This window comes from Sodalis sp. RH19 (genome assembly GCF_047324215.1).
Classification (GTDB): Bacteria; Pseudomonadota; Gammaproteobacteria; order Enterobacterales; family Enterobacteriaceae; genus Acerihabitans.
Genome location: NZ_CP178734.1, coordinates 3,697,605 through 3,717,709, shown reverse-complemented (window position 1 = coordinate 3,717,709; position 20,105 = coordinate 3,697,605). Strand labels below are relative to the sequence as shown.

General features: G+C 58.1%; 19 protein-coding genes and 3 tRNA genes. 13 read left to right on the top strand and 9 right to left on the bottom strand.

Annotated elements, in window-relative coordinates; genetic code table 11:
* Window positions 1–5: 5 nt before the first annotated feature.
* From ACL2XF_RS16870 to aspA, 3 genes are all read right to left on the bottom strand, one after another.
* Window positions 6–1,736, bottom strand: a complete 1,731-nt coding sequence (locus tag ACL2XF_RS16870; protein WP_413727197.1) for a protein-disulfide reductase DsbD — start codon at window positions 1,734–1,736, stop codon at window positions 6–8.
* The gene (cutA, locus tag ACL2XF_RS16865) at window positions 1,712–2,020 is read right to left on the bottom strand and encodes a divalent cation tolerance protein CutA (RefSeq protein ID WP_410016632.1); all 309 of its coding nucleotides are present in this window, start codon (window positions 2,018–2,020) and stop codon (window positions 1,712–1,714) included. The genes ACL2XF_RS16870 and cutA overlap by 25 nt, the downstream gene beginning before the upstream one ends.
* A 208-nt stretch (window positions 2,021–2,228) precedes the next feature.
* Window positions 2,229–3,662, bottom strand: a complete 1,434-nt coding sequence (gene aspA, locus ACL2XF_RS16860) for an aspartate ammonia-lyase (protein ID WP_410012177.1) — start codon at window positions 3,660–3,662, stop codon at window positions 2,229–2,231.
* A 367-nt stretch (window positions 3,663–4,029) separates the two neighbouring features.
* Between aspA and ACL2XF_RS16855 the strand changes: the two genes are divergently transcribed.
* From ACL2XF_RS16855 to ACL2XF_RS16840, 4 genes are all read left to right on the top strand, one after another.
* The gene (locus tag ACL2XF_RS16855) at window positions 4,030–4,506 is read left to right on the top strand and encodes an FxsA family protein (protein ID WP_410012176.1); all 477 of its coding nucleotides are present in this window, start codon (window positions 4,030–4,032) and stop codon (window positions 4,504–4,506) included.
* Between the two features lie 218 nt (window positions 4,507–4,724).
* Window positions 4,725–5,018 carry a co-chaperone GroES gene (locus tag ACL2XF_RS16850; protein WP_132925602.1) on the top strand — a complete coding sequence of 98 codons (294 nt, stop codon included), beginning with the start codon at window positions 4,725–4,727 and terminating at the stop codon, window positions 5,016–5,018.
* 45 nt (window positions 5,019–5,063) lie between these two features.
* Complete coding sequence (groL, locus tag ACL2XF_RS16845; protein WP_413727196.1) at window positions 5,064–6,713, top strand: chaperonin GroEL; 1,650 nt, start codon at window positions 5,064–5,066, stop codon at window positions 6,711–6,713.
* A gap of 207 nt (window positions 6,714–6,920) precedes the next feature.
* Window positions 6,921–7,277: a DUF4156 domain-containing protein gene (locus ACL2XF_RS16840; RefSeq protein ID WP_410012174.1), complete on the top strand. Its 357-nt coding sequence runs from the start codon at window positions 6,921–6,923 to the stop codon at window positions 7,275–7,277.
* A 44-nt stretch (window positions 7,278–7,321) separates the two neighbouring features.
* On the opposite strand, the gene epmB is transcribed toward ACL2XF_RS16840, so the two are convergent.
* The gene (gene epmB, locus ACL2XF_RS16835; protein WP_410012173.1) at window positions 7,322–8,350 is read right to left on the bottom strand and encodes an EF-P beta-lysylation protein EpmB; all 1,029 of its coding nucleotides are present in this window, start codon (window positions 8,348–8,350) and stop codon (window positions 7,322–7,324) included.
* A 40-nt stretch (window positions 8,351–8,390) separates the two neighbouring features.
* Between epmB and efp the strand changes: the two genes are divergently transcribed.
* The 4 genes from efp (at window position 8,391) to sugE (ending at window position 10,079) form a co-directional block, all read left to right on the top strand.
* Window positions 8,391–8,957, top strand: coding sequence for an elongation factor P (gene efp / locus ACL2XF_RS16830; protein WP_410012172.1), 567 nt, complete (start codon window positions 8,391–8,393; stop codon window positions 8,955–8,957).
* Window positions 8,958–9,038: 81 nt separating this feature from the next.
* Window positions 9,039–9,176 (top strand): entericidin A/B family lipoprotein, encoded by a 138-nt coding sequence (locus ACL2XF_RS16825; RefSeq protein ID WP_410012171.1) that lies wholly within the window; start codon window positions 9,039–9,041, stop codon window positions 9,174–9,176.
* Between the two features lie 180 nt (window positions 9,177–9,356).
* On the top strand, window positions 9,357–9,488 hold the full coding sequence (locus ACL2XF_RS16820) for an entericidin A/B family lipoprotein (protein WP_162364129.1): 132 nt from the start codon (window positions 9,357–9,359) through the stop codon (window positions 9,486–9,488).
* A gap of 276 nt (window positions 9,489–9,764) precedes the next feature.
* Window positions 9,765–10,079 (top strand): quaternary ammonium compound efflux SMR transporter SugE, encoded by a 315-nt coding sequence (sugE, locus tag ACL2XF_RS16815; RefSeq protein ID WP_410012170.1) that lies wholly within the window; start codon window positions 9,765–9,767, stop codon window positions 10,077–10,079.
* Window positions 10,080–10,085: 6 nt separating this feature from the next.
* Here sugE and blc read toward each other — a convergent pair whose 3' ends face one another.
* A complete protein-coding gene (blc, locus tag ACL2XF_RS16810; RefSeq protein WP_413722074.1) occupies window positions 10,086–10,610 on the bottom strand; it encodes an outer membrane lipoprotein Blc in 525 nt (174 codons plus the stop codon).
* A gap of 167 nt (window positions 10,611–10,777) precedes the next feature.
* Between blc and epmA the strand changes: the two genes are divergently transcribed.
* A complete protein-coding gene (epmA, locus tag ACL2XF_RS16805; protein WP_410012167.1) occupies window positions 10,778–11,755 on the top strand; it encodes an elongation factor P--(R)-beta-lysine ligase in 978 nt (325 codons plus the stop codon).
* Between the two features lie 87 nt (window positions 11,756–11,842).
* Here the strand turns inward: epmA and mscM are convergent, their stop codons facing one another.
* From mscM to rsgA, 3 genes are all read right to left on the bottom strand, one after another.
* Window positions 11,843–15,148: a miniconductance mechanosensitive channel MscM gene (gene mscM, locus ACL2XF_RS16800; protein ID WP_413727195.1), complete on the bottom strand. Its 3,306-nt coding sequence runs from the start codon at window positions 15,146–15,148 to the stop codon at window positions 11,843–11,845.
* 29 nt (window positions 15,149–15,177) lie between these two features.
* Entirely contained in the window at window positions 15,178–16,065 is an 888-nt protein-coding gene (gene asd, locus ACL2XF_RS16795) for an archaetidylserine decarboxylase (RefSeq protein WP_410012165.1), read from the bottom strand.
* A gap of 71 nt (window positions 16,066–16,136) precedes the next feature.
* Window positions 16,137–17,183, bottom strand: a complete 1,047-nt coding sequence (gene rsgA, locus ACL2XF_RS16790) for a small ribosomal subunit biogenesis GTPase RsgA (protein WP_413722077.1) — start codon at window positions 17,181–17,183, stop codon at window positions 16,137–16,139.
* A 102-nt stretch (window positions 17,184–17,285) separates the two neighbouring features.
* Between rsgA and orn the strand changes: the two genes are divergently transcribed.
* From orn to ACL2XF_RS16775, 3 genes are all read left to right on the top strand, one after another.
* Window positions 17,286–17,831, top strand: coding sequence for an oligoribonuclease (gene orn / locus ACL2XF_RS16785; protein ID WP_413722078.1), 546 nt, complete (start codon window positions 17,286–17,288; stop codon window positions 17,829–17,831).
* A gap of 270 nt (window positions 17,832–18,101) precedes the next feature.
* Window positions 18,102–18,176 (top strand) — tRNA-Gly (locus tag ACL2XF_RS16780).
* 93 nt (window positions 18,177–18,269) lie between these two features.
* Window positions 18,270–18,344: transfer RNA gene (locus tag ACL2XF_RS16775), tRNA-Gly, on the top strand.
* A 148-nt stretch (window positions 18,345–18,492) separates the two neighbouring features.
* Here ACL2XF_RS16775 and ACL2XF_RS16770 read toward each other — a convergent pair.
* On the bottom strand, window positions 18,493–19,365 hold the full coding sequence (locus tag ACL2XF_RS16770; RefSeq protein ID WP_413727194.1) for a phosphonopyruvate hydrolase: 873 nt from the start codon (window positions 19,363–19,365) through the stop codon (window positions 18,493–18,495).
* A gap of 419 nt (window positions 19,366–19,784) precedes the next feature.
* Between ACL2XF_RS16770 and ACL2XF_RS16765 the strand changes: the two genes are divergently transcribed.
* Window positions 19,785–19,859 (top strand) — tRNA-Gly (locus ACL2XF_RS16765).
* The last annotated feature ends 246 nt before the right edge of the window (window positions 19,860–20,105 follow it).

The following is a 20,105-nucleotide window of genomic DNA, read 5'->3' as shown; positions in this document are numbered from 1 at the left end:
GTCGGTTATGGGGCGACTTTCTGCAAATGGCGCTGAAAGTCATCGGCATCCAGGAAGCCGGTTACCCTTGAGCCAGGAATTTCCCGTCCCTGGCGGTCGAAAAAAAGGATGGTGGGCAGGCCTAAAACCCGCAACTCCTTGAGCAGGGCCTGTTGCTCCGGCGAATTGGCCGTGACATCCGCCTGTAATAACGTCAGCTTGGCAAGCTGACGTTTCACCCCATCGGCGGGGAAGGTGTATTTTTCAAATTCTTTACAGGCGACGCACCAGTCCGCATACAAATCCAGCATCACCGGCCGGTCGGGCGAGGCGTTCAGCGCCTGGTTAATCTGCGCGCTGGTGGCAACGCGCCTGAAGACGGGCGCCGCGCCGTCCATGGCGGCATTTACGCCCGCCGTGGGCGAAAATGCCCAGTCCTGCAGCGGCCTGGCCGCCACGACCATCAGCACCAGCAGGATCATTTGCAGCAGTCGGGCGCCGCGAAAACGGCCCTCCCGGCTGGCGAGCAGCGCCCAGGCGAAAAAAGCGACCGCCAGCCCGCTCCACAGCCGCAGTCCCCAGGTATCGCCAAACACGCGCTCCAGCAAAAACACCGGCAGCGCCAGGATAACAAAGCCCATGCCTTGTTTGATCTGCTGCATCCACGGGCCGCCGCGCGGCAGCAGGCGGTGGCCGAACACCGCCACCAGGATCAGCGGGATCCCCATGCCCAGGGCATACAGATAAAGCGTCACGCCGCCGACGGCCAGGTTACCGCTTTGAGCAATATACAGCAAAATAGCGCCGAGCGGCGCGGTGGTGCAGGGCGAGCAAAACAGCCCCGCCAGCGCGCCCATGATAAAGACGCCGGGCAAGGCGCCGCCCCGCTGCCGATTGCTCCAGAGCGTCAGGCGGGTTTGCAGCGCCACCGGCAGTTGCAGGGTAAATAACCCGAACATGGACAGCGCCAGGAGGATAAACAGCGCCGACAGGCCGATCAGCACCGCGGGCTGCTGCAATGCGGCCTGGAACCGCAGCCCGGCGGCGGCCACCGCCATGCCGAGCGCGGTATAGGTCATCGCCATGCCCTGAACATATACCCCGGCAAGCGCCAGTACCCGTCCGGTGCCGAGCCGCGCCGTGCCGACGCCGAGGATAATGCCGGAAATCAGCGGATACATGGGCAGCACGCAGGGCGTAAAGGCGATACCGATACCGATAAGCAGCGCCCATAGCGGGGAGAAGGGCAGGGCGACGGCGTCCGGCGGCCGGGACGACGTTATCGCCGCCGCCGGTGCGGAAGGGGCGCCGGTGCCGGCAACCGCCGATAACGGCACTACCCGGGTCTCGGGCGGATAGCAAAAACCGGCGTCGGCGCAGCCCTGGTAGGTAACCCGCACCGTCGCGCCGCCGGACGCGTCCAGCAGCGGCACGTTTAACCGCAGGCTGGTGCGGTAGATTTGCACGTCGCCGAAAAATTCATCGTGATGGTTCAGCCCTGTGGGCATGGCGGGGTCGCCCAGCCGGGCGCCGGCCGGTTCCAGCTTGATTTGTTGGCGGTAAAGATAATAACCGGGGCGGATCTGCCAGCTCAGCGCCAAATCGGCGCCCTGCTGGTGAAAATCAAAACTAAACGCCTGGTCGACCGGCACAAAGGTCGTGGCCGGCGAATTGCCGAACAGCGCGGCGGCGGCGGGCGGCGGCAGGCCGATGCCCAGCCATGCCAGCAGGATCAGTGTAAGGACGCGTTGAGCCATGATAGATAATCTGGATCGCCACCCTGGACGGGTAATACCAGTAACTCCGGAGTTTGATAAGGATGGTGTTTTTTAATGCAGGCAATCAGTTCTTGCTGATGGCGGACATGGCTTTTTATCAGCATCTGCACTTCGTCTTCCTGTTCCAGCTTGCCTTCCCAGAAATAAAACGAGGTCGCCCCCGGCAGCAGCGTGACGCAACCGGCCAGCTTCGCGCCGAGCAGGGTGCCCGCCAGCGCCTGCGCGGTGGTTTTATCCGGGGCGGTGCAAAGGATGATGATGATGCCGTTTTCAGCGGCGCCGCATGCGGTGGAGCTGTTTTCAGATGTTTGGGTTTCAGTCGTGTCCGCGGCGCCGGGATCGGCTGCCGGGATACGTTTACCTGCCGGGAATTTTGCTGCCATGACAACCTCGCGGTATAGCGCCGACCGGCAGTATAACCCGGCCGGCGCCACGGCGACAGCAATGAAAAACGCAAGAGGCTACCCGCGGCTACTCGTTGTCATCGGTATAGCGTACGGCTTTATAGGTCGGATGCATCAGGTTTTCCAGCGAAAAGATGTCATCCAGCTCGGCCGGCGTCAGCAACCCGCGCTCCAGCACCACCTCACGCACGCTTTTACCGGTTTCGGCACAGATTTTACCGACGATATCGCCGTTATGGTGGCCGATAAACGGGTTGAGGTAGGTGATGATGCCGATGGAGTTGAACACATAAGCTTCGCATACCGCCCGATTGGCGGTAATGCCGTTAATGCATTTATCCAGCAGGTTAAAGCAGGCGTTGGTCAGGATATGCACCGATTCAAACATCGCCTGCCCGATAACCGGCTCCATCACGTTCAGCTGCAACTGACCGGCTTCGGCCGCCATGGTAATGCAGGTATCGTTGCCGATAACCTTGAAGCACACCTGGTTGACCACCTCCGGCACCACCGGATTGACCTTGGCCGGCATGATGGACGAGCCCGCCTGCAGCTGCGGCAGGTTGATTTCGTTAAGACCGGTGCGCGGACCGGAGGACAACAGCCTGAGATCGTTACAGATCTTGGAAAGTTTTACCGCCAGGCGCTTTAACGCGCTGTGTACCATGACATAAGCGCCGCAGTCGGAGGTCGCCTCGATAAGATCTTCCGCCGGCAGCAAGGGCAGGTTGCTGATTTCCGCCAGTTTCTGCACCGCCAGCGCCTGGTAGCCGTCGGGCGTGTTCAGCCGGGTGCCGATGGCGGTGGCGCCCAGGTTCACTTCCAACAGCAGCTCGGCGGTGCGCAGCAGGTTTTTATTTTCTTCTTTCAGCAGCACGGTAAAGGCATGGAATTCCTGGCCGAGGGTCATCGGCACGGCATCCTGCAGCTGGGTGCGGCCCATTTTCAGGATAGTGGCGAATTCCTGCGCCTTGCGCTCGAACCCTTCTCCCAGCTGGCCCACCGCCTCGACCAGCTTGAGGATGGAAATATAGACCGCGATACGAAAGCCGGTAGGGTAGACATCGTTGGTCGACTGGCATTTATTCAAGTGATCGTTGGGGTTAAGGTATTGGTATTCCCCCTTTTGATGGCCCATCAGCTCCAGGCCGAGATTCGCCAGCACCTCATTGGTATTCATGTTCACCGACGTGCCGGCGCCGCCCTGGAAAACGTCGATGGGGAACTGATCCAGGCAGCGGCCTTTATCCAGTACTTCGTCACAGGCGGCGACTATCGTATCGGCAATGGCGCGCGGCAGGGTATGCAGCTCCTTGTTGGCCAGCGCGGCCGCCTTTTTCACCATCACCATGCCGCGAACGAATTCGGGAATGTCGCTGATTTTGGTGTTGCTGATATAGAAGTTTTCAATGGCGCGCAGCGTGTGGATGCCATAATAAGCTTCAGAAGGAACTTCACGTGTTCCCAACAGGTCTTCTTCTATACGAATGGTATTCGCCATGGGTACTTCCTTAATAAGCGATGTTTTTAACGATTGACGCTGGATAATTTCAGATTAATTTTATTATCCAGCGCGTTGCACTGACAATGCACTTGTGCTCATCATTATATGCTGCTTAAACACTGACGCTATTAAGTTGATCACGATTATCTAACAGAATTATTTTAATGGCTTGCCATTCGTCCGGCCTGGGTGCCGGCAGGGCGCGCGGCAAGTCCGCGTGATGTAAAGTGCGGTAAATAACCCGCGCCGACACCCGCGCTTCAGGATACCATAACCACAGGCACGTTTTTGTCATCAGCCCGCCGCCGTCCGCCAGCATCCAATGAGGCGCCCGCGCCGGGCCAGTCAACCCAAGGAGAATTCGGTGCGTTGGATACCCTTATTACTGATATTTCTCGTGGCCTATATAGAGATCACGATTTTTATACAAGTCGCGCATGTCATCGGCGTGCTTTTTACGCTGCTGCTGATTGTGCTGACCTCGTTTATCGGCGTGTCGCTGGTGCGTACCCAGGGGCTGAAGATCCTGGGCCAGATGCAGATCAAGATGGCCAACGGCGAAAGCCCGGCCGCTGAAATGATCAAAAGCGTCTCCATCCTGCTGGCGGGATTTCTGCTGCTGTTGCCCGGCTTTTTTACCGATTTTCTCGGCCTGTTGCTGTTGCTGCCGCCGGTGCAGAATTCACTGACCCTGAAACTGCTGCCCCACCTGCGGTTCCAGCGCGGCGCGGCCGGCGGTTTTGCCTCCCATGATGCGGGCGGCGATACCTTCGAGGGCGAGTACAAACGTAAGGATATTCCGCGCGACGCCATCGAACACCGGCCCGAAGATGATAAATAGATGTTAATTTTTTTGGCGCAGGCTGCTTTTTAACTCCATGAAAATCCTGAAATTTTATTTACGGCGGCTAAAAAACAGCCGCTCAGGCAAAAAAATTCTTTTTTTTCCCCTTGAAGCGTAACCGAACGCCCCCATCTTAATCACCACGAGGCAGGGCATGAAGGCATGCCCGGCATTCATCCCGAAACAGATACGGACTTTCTTAAGGAGAGCTTTCAATGAAAATTCGTCCATTACATGATCGCGTTATCGTCAAGCGTAAAGAAGTTGAATCAAAATCGGCTGGCGGCATCGTTCTGACCGGTTCCGCGGCGGGTAAATCCACCCGTGGCGAAGTACTGGCAATCGGCCATGGCCGCATCCTCGAAAACGGTGAAATCAAAGCACTGGATGTGAAAGTCGGCGATATCGTGATTTTCAACGACGGCTATGGCGTGAAAGTAGAAAAGATCGATAACGAAGAAGTCTTGATCATGTCCGAAAGCGACATTCTGGCCATCGTCGAGGCGTAATTCTCGCGTAATCATCTGAACTGAACGAATTTAAGGGAAATTCAAATGGCAGCTAAAGACGTAAAATTCGGTAACGAAGCCCGCATCAAAATGCTGCGCGGCGTGAACATTCTGGCAGACGCGGTCAAAGTCACCCTGGGTCCCAAGGGCCGCAACGTGGTGCTGGACAAATCCTTCGGCGCGCCTGTCATCACGAAAGATGGCGTGTCCGTGGCGCGTGAAATCGAACTGGAAGACAAGTTCGAGAACATGGGCGCCCAGATGTTGAAAGAAGTTGCCTCCAAAGCGAATGACGCTGCGGGCGACGGCACCACCACCGCCACCGTTCTGGCTCAATCCATCGTCAATGAAGGTCTGAAAGCCGTTGCCGCTGGCATGAACCCGATGGACCTGAAACGGGGTATCGACAAAGCGGTTATCGCCGCCGTCGAAGAATTGAAAAAACTGTCCGTACCTTGCTCTGACTCCAAAGCCATCGCCCAGGTAGGCACCATCTCCGCCAACTCCGACGAAACCGTGGGTAAACTTATCGCTGAAGCCATGGCGAAAGTAGGCAAAGAAGGCGTTATCACCGTTGAAGAAGGCTCAGGCCTGCAGGACGAGCTGGACGTGGTTGAAGGTATGCAGTTCGACCGTGGCTACCTCTCTCCTTATTTCATCAACAAACCGGAAACCGGCGCTATCGAACTCGAAAGCCCGTTCATCCTGTTGGCTGATAAAAAAATCTCCAATATCCGCGAAATGCTGCCGGTACTGGAAGCCGTTGCCAAAGCCGGCAAACCGCTGCTGATCATCGCTGAAGACGTTGAGGGCGAAGCCCTGGCGACCCTGGTGGTCAACACCATGCGCGGCATCGTTAAAGTTGCGGCTGTCAAAGCCCCGGGCTTCGGCGACCGTCGTAAAGCCATGCTGCAGGACATCGCCGTCCTGACCGCCGGTACCGTGATTTCTGAAGAAATCGGCCTGGAACTGGAAAAAGCCACCCTGGAAGATATGGGCCAGGCTAAACGTGTCGTCATCACCAAAGACACCACCACCATCATCGACGGTATCGGCGATAAAGCCGTCATCGAAAGCCGGGTTGCGCAAATCAACCAGCAGCGTGACGACGCCACGTCCGACTACGATCGTGAAAAACTGCAGGAACGTGTTGCTAAACTTGCCGGCGGTGTTGCCGTGATTAAAGTGGGCGCCGCGACTGAAGTTGAAATGAAAGAGAAAAAAGCCCGCGTGGAAGATGCCCTGCATGCGACCCGTGCGGCCGTGGAAGAAGGCGTGGTTGCCGGCGGCGGCGTAGCGCTGATTCGCGTAGCCAACAGCATCACCGATCTGCGTGGCGACAATGAAGACCAGAATGTCGGCATCAAGATTGCCCGTCGCGCCATGGAAGCGCCTTTGCGCCAAATCGTGGCCAACGCCGGTGAAGAACCGTCCGTGATTGCCAACAACGTTAAAGCCAGCAACGGTAACATGGGCTATAACGCGGCAACCGAAGAATACGGCAACATGATCGAAATGGGTATCCTGGATCCAACCAAGGTAACCCGTTCCGCGCTGCAGTATGCGGCCTCCATTGCCAGTCTGATGATCACCACCGAATGTATGATCACCGATCTGCCGCGTGAAGACAAAGCAGATCTGGGTGGCGCCGGTGGCGGCATGGGCGGTATGGGCGGCATGGGCGGCATGATGTAATGCCCCTGTTGCGCTGATAGCGTTAAAAAAACCCCGGCTTGCCGGGGTTTTTTTTTGGCAAAAAATTATCAACCGGACCGTTTTTAAGGTATAAACAGGTAGCGGTATGGGCAGGGTAAACAGCGGTTTATGCGCTGACGGTTGCCCAAGGGAAAATATGGCGCACAGCAAAATTTTTGCCGGACATATCACTATTCGAGGATAACGATGCGAATCAAATTTTTACTCTGTCTTGGTGCGGGCACTTTATTATTAGCGGGATGTGCCACTACTAATGAACTGTCCGCCGCGGGGCAGTCGGTGAAGTTCACCGAAGACCAGCCGGGCAGTAATTGCCAGGCGCTGGGCACGGTTACCGGCACGCAAAGCAACTGGTTGTCGGGGCAGGGCGGCGAAGGCAGCTCCATGCGCGGCGCGGCCAACGATCTGCGCAATAAAGCGGCGGCCATGGGCGGCAACGTTATTTATAAGGCCGCCAGCCCGGTCGGCTTTACGGAAACCTATCTCTCGAGTTTTGCCCCGCTGGACAGCAAGATCCAGGGCCAGGTCTATAAATGCCCGTAGCCGCTGGCTTCCTGATGCCGCCCGGCGGCGTCGGGAAGCACGGCTTAGCGCTGGCGTAGTTTTAAATCAAGCAGGGTTTTGCTGTTTTCCCCGCCGATCTCCCGCGCCAGCCGCGGCACCAGATAGCCCGAGACCTTCAACAGTAATTGCTGCATAATCTCCCGGGCTTCATGGTCATCCACCATAAAGTGCGCCGCGCCCTGTACCCGATCCAAAACATGCAGGTAATAAGGCAGTATGCCGGCGTCAAACAGCGTTTCGCTCAGGGTCGCCAGCGTATCGGCGTTATCATTTACCCCCCGCAGCAGCACGCTTTGGTTGAGCAGCGTCACCTGCGCCATGCGCAGGTGTGTCATACTCTCGCGCAGCGGCAGGTCAATCTCGTTGGCATGATTGATATGGGTGACCAGCACGACATTGAGACGGCTGCCGGCCAGGCGCCGGCAAAGAGCGGGGGTGATGCGCGCCGGGATAACCACCGGCAAACGGGTATGGATGCGCAGGGTGCGCAGATGGGGAATGGCTTCCAGCTGGCCGATAAGCTCGTCCAGCTCATGATCCTTGGCCATCAGCGGATCGCCGCCGGAAAAAATAATCTCGTTCAGCTGCGGGTGCTGCCGGATATACTCCAGCGCCCCTGACCAATTGGCCCGGTTGCCCTGGTTATCCTGATAGGGGAAATGGCGCCTGAAGCAATAGCGGCAGTTAACCGCGCAGCCGCCCTTGACCAGCAGCAAGGCGCGGTTACGGTATTTATGCAGCAGGCCCGGTACTACGGATTGCTGTTCTTCCAGCGGATCGGTGCTGAAACCGGGCACCTGCAGAAATTCCTCGCGTAGGGTGAGGACCTGCCGCAGCAGCGGGTCGGCCGGATTGCCCGGCTCCATGCGCGCCACGAACGCCCTGGGCACCCGTAACGGGAATAACCGCCGCGCCGCCGCGCCATCGCGCAGGTCCGGATGGTCGCTGAGTTGCAATTGTTGCAAAAGTTCGATGGGATCGGTAATGACATCGGCAAGTTGACGCAACCAATCTTCTCTAGTTGGGGTGTTTCGGGTTACAATATCTGCCATTTTTTTGGCTTAACGACCACGTAATATTAAGAGGACCACCATGGCGTCTTATAGTACCAATGAATTCCGTTCCGGTCTCAAAATCATGCAGGACGGCGAGCCGTGCGCGATCATTGATAATGAATTCGTAAAACCGGGCAAAGGCCAGGCGTTCAACCGCGTGCGCATCCGTAAACTGATTTCCGGCAAGGTGCTGGAAAAAACGTTTAAATCCGGTGATTCCGTCGAGGCGGCCGATGTCATGGATATGAACCTGACTTACCTGTACAACGATGGTGAGTTTTGGCATTTTATGAATAACGAGACTTTTGAGCAACTGGCCGCCGATAAGAAAGCGGTGAGCGACGCCGCCAAATGGCTGGTTGAGCAGGCCGAATGCGTGCTGACCCTGTGGAACGGCGAGCCCATCGCCGTCACGCCGCCCAACTTTGTCGAGCTGGAAATCATCGAGACCGACCCAGGCCTGAAGGGCGACACCGCCGGCACCGGCGGCAAGCCCGCCACCCTGACCACCGGCGCGGTGGTAAAAGTACCGCTGTTCGTGCAGATTGGCGAAGTGATCAAAGTGGATACCCGCTCCGGCGAATACGTATCCCGCATCAAATAACCGTTCAACCGGCATGCCCTGAGGCGTTATCAGGGTCAGGGCAGGCCGGGCGTTTTCAGGCGTGCGGGGAATCCGGCGATTATGTTAGGAAAAACAGTTAAACTGATCGTTATCTCATTAGTCATGTCAGCGACGCTGAGCGGTTGCAATACCGCGCGCGGCTTCGGTGAAGATGTGCAACACCTTGGCGGCGCTATTACGCGTGGTGCCAGCAAGTAGCTCGCAGACATCGTGCAGCCAACATCCAGGACATTTTCCAGTAAATAGTCCTAAAAGTGCGCAACCGGCCATATGTTTAGTATGTTTTGCCGGTTTTTTACTATGCTTAAAAGGCAAGCTTTTATCCACAGCAGTGCTATTTCATTTAGACAAAAAGTGATTCTACAAAAGGAAATCGTTATGTTGAAGAAAAGTATAATTGCCCTTTTATCTGTTCTGGTGTTGTCCTCATTAACGGCTTGTAATACCACCCGCGGCGCCGGTGAAGATATTTCGGCAGGCGGACAGGCCGTACAGCGGGCTGCACAGTAATATACACGGCTGTATTCAGCTAATGCCTCTGTATCCTGGTGAAATAGCCGCTGTCAGCGGGTTATCGGGGAATGAGAACCGATAGTGACAGCGGTGTCGGACTATGACGCGGTCATTTTGATTAAAATGACCGTTTCGTCACATTTAACTAATCGATTAATTAAATTCATTGGTCATTTTGCTAACGGCGGCATAAGATTATCCTTCCTTAGCAGGACGACCTGGTAAGCTGTCTTTTCTTCTGGGGACGACCCCATCGTTATGAGGTCGTCTCACATGTCATGGTTATTACTTATCCTCGCCGGCCTGCTGGAAACTGTCTGGGCCATCGGCCTGAAATATACCGAGGGATTTACCCGCCTGCTGCCAAGCGTGGTGACGCTTATCGCGATGATCATCAGCATCACGCTGCTGGGCCTGGCCATGCGCACGCTGCCGGTGGGTACCGCCTATGCCGTCTGGACCGGGATAGGCGTGGTCGGCACGGTTATCGTCGGCATGCTGTGGCTGGGTGAACCCGCACATTGGCTGCGCATCGCCAGCCTGGCGATGATTATGCTGGGGATCCTGTGCCTGAAGCTGTCGCATTAGGCCGTTTCAGGATTGATCCACCCAGATAAGCCGGTCCACCGCAAAACCCAGCCGGGCGGCGGTAGCGACCAGGTGGTCGCGCGTGGCCTGCGGCAGCGTTTTGGCGCGGGCCAGGATCCAGAGATAATCGCGGTTGGGGCCGCAGACCAGGGCGTAATCATAGCCTTCATCCAGCGCGATCACATGGTAGCCGCCATAAAAAGGGCCGAAAAACGAGACCTTAAGCGAGGCCCGCTGCGGCGAAGCCAGGAAATAGGCTTTGCCGTTGCTTTGCCGGAAGCGTTGCGTGGCCGGGGAATAGCCTTTATTGATGACGTCGAGGCCTCCGTCGTCCCGCAGGCTATACTGCGCCGTGACATGATCGAGTCCGGTTTCGAAACGGTGATCCAGCCGGGCGATTTCATACCAGGTGCCCAGGTAGCGGTTAACATCGAACTTCTCCACCGGCCGGACGCCCGACGGCGGGTTGACGCTGCACGATAGCGACAGTAAGGACGAGGCGACCAGCGCGACGGTTCTCCATAGGGACATACATACTCCATCAATAGCCTGCCTGAACGGTAAGTGTACACCCATTGGCGGTATGCAGGCGGTAAAGCGGCAACCCGCGGACGATGCAGGCGACCGGATTGAACTAGGTTTGTCTGCCTGAACGGATAAAGGTAGACTTCATCCCCTGTTTAACGGGAGAAAAAGTTATGAGCGAAATGGCAAGCTGGTTACCGAGCGCCCCCATCGCTAATCTATTAAAAAGAGCGGTGGTGATGACCCAGCTCCGGCGGTTTTTTACCGACCGCGGGTTACTCGAAGTGGAAACGCCGGCCATGAGCCAGGCCACCGTCACCGATATTCATCTGGTGCCCTTTCAGACGCATTATGTCGGGCCGGGCGCGGCGCAGGGGCTGCCGCTCTATTTGATGACCAGTCCTGAATACCATATGAAACGCCTGCTGGCGGCCGGCAGCGGGCCAATATTCCAGATAGGGCGCAGTTTTCGCAACGAGGAATCCGGCCGGCACCATAATCCCGAGTTCACCATGCTGGAATGGTATCGCCCCCACTACGATATGTACCGCCTGATGAACGAAGTGGACGATCTGCTTCAGCAAATCCTTGATTGCGACAGTGCGGAAACCCTGTCCTACCAGCAGGTGTTTATCCGTCATATCGGCATCGATCCCCTGTCGGCCGACAAGGCGCAGCTGTGCGAGGCCGCCGCCAAACTAGAGCTGTCCGGCATTGCCACGGTCGAGGAGGATCGCGATACCCTGCTGCAGTTATTGTTTGCCATGGGCGTGGAACCCCACATCGGGCGTGATAAACCGACGTTCGTTTACCATTTTCCCGCCACCCAGGCCGCGCTTGCGGAAATCAGTACCGAAGACCACCGGGTGGCCGATCGTTTTGAAGCCTATTTCAAAGGTATTGAACTGGCTAATGGTTTTCGCGAGCTCACCGACGCCGCGGAGCAACGCCAGCGGTTTACCCAGGATAACCGCAAGCGCGCCGCGCTGAACTTGCCGCAGCAGCCCATTGATGAAAACCTGCTGGCGGCGCTGGCGCACGGCATACCGGAATGCTCCGGGGTGGCCTTGGGGGTGGACCGGCTGGTGATGCTGGCGCTGAAGGCGGACAGCCTGTCCGAGGTTATCGCATTTCCGGTCGAGCGGGCCTGAGCGCCGTCCCCGGCTCAACAACGGGCATGGCGCGCCGCCGCCGCGCCCGTGCCGTCAGGCCGGCGGGAAAGAACCTGTCCCGCGCGGCTACAGGGACCCGGATCTGAACGTCGTCGCGCCTTTGGCGGTTTCCATGCGCACCTGGAAAGGCGGGAACGGCATTTCCAGGCCGTGTTCGCGGTAGCCTTCAAGAATCAATTGGTTCAGCTGATGGCGCAGCGGCATGCGGTGGCCCATTTCCGCCGCGTGCACCCGCAGATCGAATAGCATAATCCCCTGCTGTAAATCCACCAGATAGGCTTCCGGCGCCGGGTTATCCAGCACCAGCGGACAGCGCTGCGCCGCCTGGGTCAGGATGCGGGTGACTTCTTCGCTGTCGGCGTCCGGAGGCGCCGGGATGGTCAGCACGATACGGGTGACGGAATCCGACAGGGACCAATTGACAAACTGCTCGGTGACAAAAGCCTTATTCGGCATGATAATTTCTTTGCGATCCCAATCGGTGATGGTGGTGGCCCGGGTATTGATGCGGGTGATATTGCCGGTCAGGTCGCGGATGGTCACGGTATCGCCGATGCGGATCGGTTTTTCAAACAAGATGATCAGGCCGGAGATAAAATTGGCGAAAATTTCCTGCAGCCCGATGCCCAGGCCAACGGTGAGCGCCGCCACCAGCCACTGCAATTTCGCCCATTCGATGCCGATCCACGAAAAACCGATCAACGCGCCAATCAGCATCAGCATATATTTGGTGATGGTGGTAATCGCATAGCCGGTGCCCGGCGTCAGCACCAGATGCTGCAGCAGGGCCAGTTCCAACAGGGCCGGCAGATTCCTGACCAGCTGGGTGGTGATGATCAGCACCAGCACCGCGACCAGCACCGAGGCCAGCGAAATCGACTGGATCCCTTCCTCGCCCTTGATGGTGGAACTCACATCCCACAGCTGGATATTTTCCAGGAAGGCAAACGCCGAATGAATCTCCGACCATAACCAGATAACCGACACAAAAGCGATAAGCGTCAGGAGGGATCGCACCAGACGCAGCGACTGGGCGCTGATAACGTCCAGGTCGACTATCGGCTCATCCACTTCGGCGGCGGCTTCGGAAAGCTGCGACGGCGACAAATCCTCCTCGTGACGGGCGCGTTGCGCCAGCATTTCCGCGCGGCGCTGCTTGGCGCGCTCAAAGGCGATGCGTCGCCGCTGGATAAACATCCAGCGGCGGATGATATGGTAAATAACCAGCAGGAAAAACCAGATCGCCACCGAGGTTTCCAGCCGCGCCAGCAGGTCCTGCGCCGTGGCGAGATGGCCAAGCAGGGCGGCAATCGCCGCGACCAGCGGCGCGCACAGCATCAGGTTCCACAGGGTGCGGTTGACCACGTTGTCCCCGGTGCCGGATTTATCCAGGTAAAGCGGGATGCCGGCCCGTTTCAGGCTGCTGGTCACCAGGCTTAGGGCCGCGCACAGCAGGACAAAGCACAGGCGGCCCAGGGTACTGGAGAATTCGCGGTCATTAAGATTATCGAAGGTGATCAGGGCCATGATCAGCGGCACGATAAGGCCGATGGCCAGTGAATAATAACGCATCGCCCGCGCCACCCGTTTCTCCGGCCAGCCGAGATGCACGATAAACAGACCGCGCGCATGGGCAAAGTGGGCGCTGACCATAAACAGCCACAGCACCGGCACCGTGGCGATCACGCCGTCGCCGATGGCTACCGCCACCGGATAAGGCCACGCATGCTGCAGGCCATAGCCCAACGCCGCCCACAGCACCGGCAGGGGAAGGGCGGCGGCTATCGACCAGAACACGGTGCGCAGCGTCAGGTAAAAATAGTCTTGATTGACCTTGCCGACCTTACTGGCCGAGCGCTCGAGGAAGGCGTGGTAATGACGGCGGGAACTGATGCTGAAACCGACCAGCACGATGGCGCAGAACAGCGGGATCAGCGTCTCCTGGCTGGTCGCCATCATGACCATGGCGCCGCTGAGCTGGGTGGCGGTATCCAGCGAGACCAAACGCCTGAGATCCTGGGCCACGTGGAGCGGAAACGCGAGGGTGACCGGGCTGACGTCCGCCACCCAGAACAGATAGCGGTGCGCCGCTTCCCGGATTTCCGCCATGGCGTCCACCAGCTGGCTGTTGGCTACCTTGAGCTTCGTCATTTCCAGTATCTGGTTATCGTAGCCGGACAACAGGGAATTGAGCAGCTCGCGCTGGGTACGCAGCTGTGCGTCCAGGATGCGCCGTTGCTCGGGGGTCAGCGGCGAACCGTCGTCCTGCTTGCTTTGATCCAGCTGAGGGCGTTTGTTCATCAGGTCTTCATAATGCAGGCGGCTTACGCGCAGCTGGGCCATATCGCTGTCGAGCTGCTGCGGTTTGGGCAGATCCGGCAGGCGCGACACCTGGGCGCGCAGCGTCTCGCCTAGCGCCGGCGAATCCCCCAGCCATTGCGCCTGCTCGCGCAGGGTGCTCAGCGCTTGCCTGACCTGCAGCGCCTGCGCCGCGGCCTGGCGCTGCTGGGAGGCGATTAAATCCATACGCTGCGCCTGCTCGTTAAGCGCCACCGACAGTTCGCGGTTTATCTGCAGTTGGCTGGTGATGACGGCGGGCAAGTCGCCGCTTTGCTCCGCCAGCTGTTCTGTGCGCTCCAGCGCGCGCTCCGCCTCCTGCTGGCGGAGACTGTTGAGCCGAAAGCGCAGCGCCTGCAGGTCCATATCCACCCGGTCGTGACGTTTTTTCAGCATATCCATCCGCAGGCGCGACAGTTCCTGGCGGTTGTTGGCGCTCAGTTGCGCCAGTTCCAGTTCGTTGACCCGCGCCCGTCGCGCGGCGGCTTCCGCCTGGATCTGCATGAGGTGCGCCTGCGCCAGCGGCGTGGCGGCGCTGGCGTTCTGTGCCTGCAGCCGCTGTTCGCTATCGCTCAGGGCCCGGCGCGCTTCTGTTTGCTGTTGCGGCAACTGGCCCAGCGAGTCGCTGATTTCCCTGGCCTGTTCCTGCTCCTGTTGCAGTTGACGCGCCAGTTCCTGCAGGTCGCTGCTGGTCTGCAGCACGCGCTGCTCCAGTTCGCTTAGCGAGAGTTTGCCGCTGACGTCGGCGGCTTTGTCCGGTTCGCTGTCGCGTTGATCGCGCAGTTCCCGCGTCAGTTGAGGGAAATTGTCGATGGCGCTGCGATATTGTCCGGCGCGCGCGGCGGATACCTTGCCGTCGTTGATAGACGAAAGCGCGCCCTGGAGGGCGTCGATGATTTCCGCTTGATTCGCCGCGCCCTTATTCGCTTCCGCCTGCTGAAGTTCTTTTTTAACCTGGGCTTCGTCGGGAAAAGCGGCGGCGAATGACGGGGCGGCGAGCAGCCACCCCAGCAATAGGATGATAATCGGGCGCAATCGGGTTCTCTCTGGTTACTCCGGGCCGGTTAAGGCAACGGACTGTCCGCCTGGACGATGCCGGTGGCGAGACGTTCGCCGACGCGGGTTGCCGCGCGACTGTGAAGATGATCGCCCAGGGAAACGCCGCCTTTGGCAAACAGGTTGACCACCGTGGAGCCAAGCTTAAACCGCCCCATCTCCTGGCCTTTCAGGAATACCACCGCACCGTCTTCATCCGCCGTCGGATAGCGCCAGCGTTTGATAATGCCGTCGCGCGGCGGCGTCACCACGCCGGACCAGGTGGTCTCGATACTGCCGACAATGGTGGCGCCGACCAGGATTTGCGCCATCGGTCCAAAATCGGTGTCGAATACGCAGATCGCCCGTTCGTTGCGGGCGAACAGGTTCGGTATATTGGCCGCGGTCAGCGGATTGACCGAAAACAGCTCGCCCGGCACATAAATCATTTCCCGCAGGATGCCGTTGCAGGGCATATGCACCCGGTGATAATCGCGCGGCGCAAGATAGGTGGTGACAAACGCGCCGTCGCGAAAGAGCTCGACCAGACGCTCGTTGCCCGCCAGCAGCGCTTCCAGGCTATAGTGATGCCCCTTGGCCTGAAAAACCTGTTCGCCCGCTATCGGTCCCGATTGGGAAATGATACCGTCCGCCGGCATGACCAGCGTGTCGGGATCGCTGTCGATGGGACGCGCGTCATCGCGCAGCGGCCGGACAAAAAAAGCGTTGAAAGTAGGATAGGCCGACGTATCGGGCTGCTGCGCTTCCTGCATATCCACCCGGTAAACCCGCACGAACAGATCGATGACCAGTTTCGTCAGCCAACCTGCCTGCAGTTCGGCCCCCCAGCCGGCCAATTGGGTCAGCCAACGCTTGGGCAATAAATACTGCAATGCTATTTTGATCCTATCGAGCACAGAAACCTCGTACATGCGTGGGTGAAACAACAACGAACCGGGAGAAATTGTAGCGGCGCTCAGGATAAATGTCAGTGATCCGTTTCGGAAAAGGATTTACGTGTTTTTACCTGCGACATGCTGTCGAGTATCTGATGATAATTCTCGAAACGAATGGCGGAAATGTCGCCGCTCTCCACGGCGGCGCGGATGGCGCAGCCCGGATCGGTATCATGCCGGCAGTCGCGGAATTTACAGTTGCCCAGATACGGCCTGAATTCAATAAATCCCTGGGTGACCTGTTCTGGTTCCAGATGCCATAAGCCGAATTCCCGCACGCCGGGGGAGTCGATAACCTGGCCGCCGCTTTTGAAATGATACATGCGCGCCGTGGTGGTGGTGTGCTGGCCGAGTCCCGAGTTATCGGACACGGTATTGACCACGATCTGCGCGTGTTCAGGAGGCAGCAGGGCATTAAGCAAGCTGGATTTGCCCACCCCGGACTGCCCCGCGAAGATGCTGATGCGATCCGTCAATGCCGCCTCAAGCCCTGCCATCCCCTCGCGCGTCTGGCTCGATACCATCAGCACGCGATAGCCTATCCGGCTGTAGACTTCCATGGTGGCGTCCACCCAGGCCCGTTCCTTTGCGTCCAGCAGATCGATTTTATTGAGTACGATCAGCGGTTCAACCTCCACTGTCTCGCAGGCCACCAGATAGCGGTCGATAATGTTCACCGACAGCTCCGGCAAGATGGCCGATACAATCACGATTTGGTTCATATTGGCGGCGATGGGCTTGACGCCGTCGTAAAAATCCGGCCGCGTCAGCACCGAGGTCCGGGGATGAATCGCCTCAATGATGCCCTTGATGCCCGATGAGGCCTCGCTGCCGGGCCGCCAGACCACCCGATCGCCGGTCACCACCGAGCCAAGAGTGCGGCGCAGGTTGCAGCGGTGTATGATACCATCCGCGGCTTCCACGTCGGCGTGCATGCCGAAGCGGCTGACGACCGTGCCTTCCTGGGCCTGGCCTAAAAGCGAGTCATCCCAATCGACGCCGCGATCGGTTCTCAGGCGGCGCTGATGATTTGCCTGTACGCGCCGCTGCTGGCCTTTGGACAGTTTATTTTTAGTCACCGTGCCTCACTTGTAGCTCATGAATCGCCCGTGGCGATGAAAACGTCTATGATACACAGTATTCTAACAGAAACGCCGTGAAACCTTAGCAACGAGAAAATCATGCCGGTAAATGACAACAACCTGATTTGGATCGATCTGGAAATGACCGGGCTTGATCCCGAACGCGATCGCATTATTGAAATCGCCAGCCTGGTGACGGACGCCAACCTGAATATCCTGGCGGAAGGCCCGGTATTGGCCGTGCATCAGACGCAAGAGCAACTGGCCGTCATGGACGAGTGGAACGTGCGCACCCATACCGCCAGCGGCCTGGTGGAACGCGTCCGGGCCAGCCGTATCGACGAGGACAGTGCGGTGGCGTTAACGCTGGCGTTTCTGCGGGAATGGGTGCCCGCCGGGAAATCGCCCATCTGCGGCAACAGCATCGGCCAGGACCGTCGTTTCCTGTTCCGCTATATGCCGGAACTGGAGGCCTATTTCCACTATCGTTACCTGGATGTCAGCACGCTTAAGGAACTGGCCCGGCGCTGGAAACCGCAAATCCTGGAGGGGCTGACCAAAAACAGCAGCCACCAGGCCCTGGATGATATCCGCGAGTCGGTGGCGGAACTGGCCTATTACCGCGAGCATTTTATTCGTCTTTGATTATTTATCGCCGGCGCCGCGCCGCTCACTGGCCGCGCGGATAAGCCGCTGATGTTTCATTGATTGCCGGTAAAAACGCCATATTGCTGTTTTTATCGGCAGTTGAGCGAAAAGCGCAGATTTTTGCCCGTCGGGGCTTGCAGGGAAAATGTTTTCTCGTATAATGCGCTCCCCGTACCGGTGCAAAATATTGTCGTGGCCGCGTGCGTAATCGGAATATAGCGTCAGCGATAGACGTGGACTTTATCACTCGGTGATAGAGCATAAAAAGCGGGAATAGCTCAGTGGTAGAGCACAACCTTGCCAAGGTTGGGGTCGCGAGTTCGAGCCTCGTTTCCCGCTCCAAACATTGCAACATCGGGTTTCGTCGGCATGACAAAACGCGATGCATAAAGAAAAAATGCCTTCCGGCATAAAAAAGTGATTCAGAATAACAATGCGGGAATAGCTCAGTGGTAGAGCACAACCTTGCCAAGGTTGGGGTCGCGAGTTCGAGCCTCGTTTCCCGCTCCAATTAGTACGTCGCGGGCGCCCGTTCAGGGCGGTGACGGATAGATGCCACAGGGCGAAAGCCCTGTGGCATTTTTCATTGCAGTCCCGGCACGCCCCCCGACATCCCTCCCCGCAGGCAGGCCATACCACGGTCAGCGCCGTGAACGCCTCAGCGCAAAAAGCGTTTTTCAATAGCGCGCATATAAGCATCCCCTTGCCAGGTGATGATATCCTTGACCGCGGGAAGGGTGGCGTCGACATTCTGTATGCCGCCGTCACGGCGGATCTGCGCGAACACGGCGCGCATCGCGCCCGCGGCGGCGCGAATGGCGTGATTGCCGTAGATCACGATGCCCACCTTGCCGCTGGCGGCGATATCGGCCTCGGTAAGCTGTGGATACGCCGTGGGCACCAGCGCCAGGGGAACCCTGCCTGTCCAGGCGGCGATAAAGGCCAGGATCTCGTCGGGCGTCTTCTGCCTGGAGTGGATCAGGATGGCGTCCGCGCCGGCTTCCTCATAGGCTGCGGCGCGGCGCAGGGCCTCGTCCTGGCCCAGCCCCGCGATCAGCGCCTCCACGCGGGCGATAACGACAAAATCCTTGTGCCGCCGGGCGGCGACCGCGGCGCCGATCTTGCCCTGGAATTCCTCGATGCGCACCAGTTCCTGGCGGCCCTGCGCGCGCAGGCTGGTGTCCTTGGGAAAGGTCTTGTCTTCCATCACCACGGCCGCTGCGCCGGCGGCCTCGTATTGCGGAATGATGTAGCTGACGTTCACCGCATTGCCGAAGCCGGTGTCGATATCGGCGATAAGCGGCGTCGACACGGTGGCGGCGATGGCGCGCATCATCTCCAGATGGGTGCCCATCGACAGGATGTTGGCATCGGGCACCGCATAGCTCGCCGACAGTTCAAAGCCGCTGCCCCAGATACCGTCAAAACCCGCTTCCTCGGCAAGCCGCGCCGCCAGCGGATTGTGCGCGGCCATGGCGGTAAACAGGCGGCGGCTGTCGAGCGCCGCGCGCAGGGTGTTGGATGTGTGCATTGGTATAGTCCTGATAGCAGTTGACGTGGTTGGATGTTACAAAAAGCAAGGCAATTCGCCAAGGGAATAAGGCCGGCGGCCGGCCCGTCCCGGATAACGGTTCAGGTCGCCGGTCGCGCGCCGTAATGTAAACGCACCACCCGCCCTTCCGTTGCCGTAACGGGTAAAGCGCCGTCTACGGTTCGCCGGGGAGAGACAATAAATTTCCGCCGAGTTATTGACTCTCTTAGGGTATCAGTCCATAATCTCGTCCATTCCTGAGCGGGGATTTGTAAAAAAAGCTTTCTATTTCAAATGGTTGAAAGCAGCTGTTTCGAAAAGGCGCCTTTGCTCGGCAGATGTTTTTTATCGGCGGTCGACGTGATGACCCAGGGTCATTCCCGCAACAGACAGCCAGACGTTACTCAGTCACACATAAAGCGGGAATAGCTCAGTGGTAGAGCACAACCTTGCCAAGGTTGGGGTCGCGAGTTCGAGCCTCGTTTCCCGCTCCAACATCAAAATCCGCTTACATTCAATGGCTATCATGCATTTGCGCATCGCGGCGGTTACAGCGCGGGCCAAAATGTTTTGAACAGAGTTATCCACAGCGCAGCCTCGTAATAATAATTTTCCCTTACCAGTGTTCAGATCAAAAGAAAAGTTTAGTCCTTTGATATTTATCAATTAAAATTTATTTAAAAACGTCGGTGGCGCCTATTGCCTTTTTTAGCGTGCTTGATTGCCAACGGTTTTTTAAT

Bases quoted from the DNA above. Each gene is read 5' to 3' on its own strand.
- aspA (WP_410012177.1), bottom strand. From the start codon at position 3,662: ATGGCGAATACCATTCGTATAGAAGAAGACCTGTTGGGAACACGTGAA.
- efp (WP_410012172.1), top strand. From the start codon at position 8,391: ATGGCGTCTTATAGTACCAATGAATTCCGTTCCGGTCTCAAAATCATG.
- ACL2XF_RS16770 (WP_413727194.1), bottom strand. From the start codon at position 19,365: ATGCACACATCCAACACCCTGCGCGCGGCGCTCGACAGCCGCCGCCTG.
- ACL2XF_RS16840 (WP_410012174.1), top strand. From the start codon at position 6,921: ATGCGAATCAAATTTTTACTCTGTCTTGGTGCGGGCACTTTATTATTA.
- ACL2XF_RS16870 (WP_413727197.1), bottom strand. From the start codon at position 1,736: ATGGCTCAACGCGTCCTTACACTGATCCTGCTGGCATGGCTGGGCATC.
- ACL2XF_RS16825 (WP_410012171.1), top strand. From the start codon at position 9,039: ATGTTAGGAAAAACAGTTAAACTGATCGTTATCTCATTAGTCATGTCA.
- ACL2XF_RS16820 (WP_162364129.1), top strand. From the start codon at position 9,357: ATGTTGAAGAAAAGTATAATTGCCCTTTTATCTGTTCTGGTGTTGTCC.
- orn (WP_413722078.1), top strand. From the start codon at position 17,286: ATGCCGGTAAATGACAACAACCTGATTTGGATCGATCTGGAAATGACC.
- blc (WP_413722074.1), bottom strand. From the start codon at position 10,610: ATGTCCCTATGGAGAACCGTCGCGCTGGTCGCCTCGTCCTTACTGTCG.
- sugE (WP_410012170.1), top strand. From the start codon at position 9,765: ATGTCATGGTTATTACTTATCCTCGCCGGCCTGCTGGAAACTGTCTGG.
- epmA (WP_410012167.1), top strand. From the start codon at position 10,778: ATGAGCGAAATGGCAAGCTGGTTACCGAGCGCCCCCATCGCTAATCTA.
- groL (WP_413727196.1), top strand. From the start codon at position 5,064: ATGGCAGCTAAAGACGTAAAATTCGGTAACGAAGCCCGCATCAAAATG.
- ACL2XF_RS16850 (WP_132925602.1), top strand. From the start codon at position 4,725: ATGAAAATTCGTCCATTACATGATCGCGTTATCGTCAAGCGTAAAGAA.
- epmB (WP_410012173.1), bottom strand. From the start codon at position 8,350: ATGGCAGATATTGTAACCCGAAACACCCCAACTAGAGAAGATTGGTTG.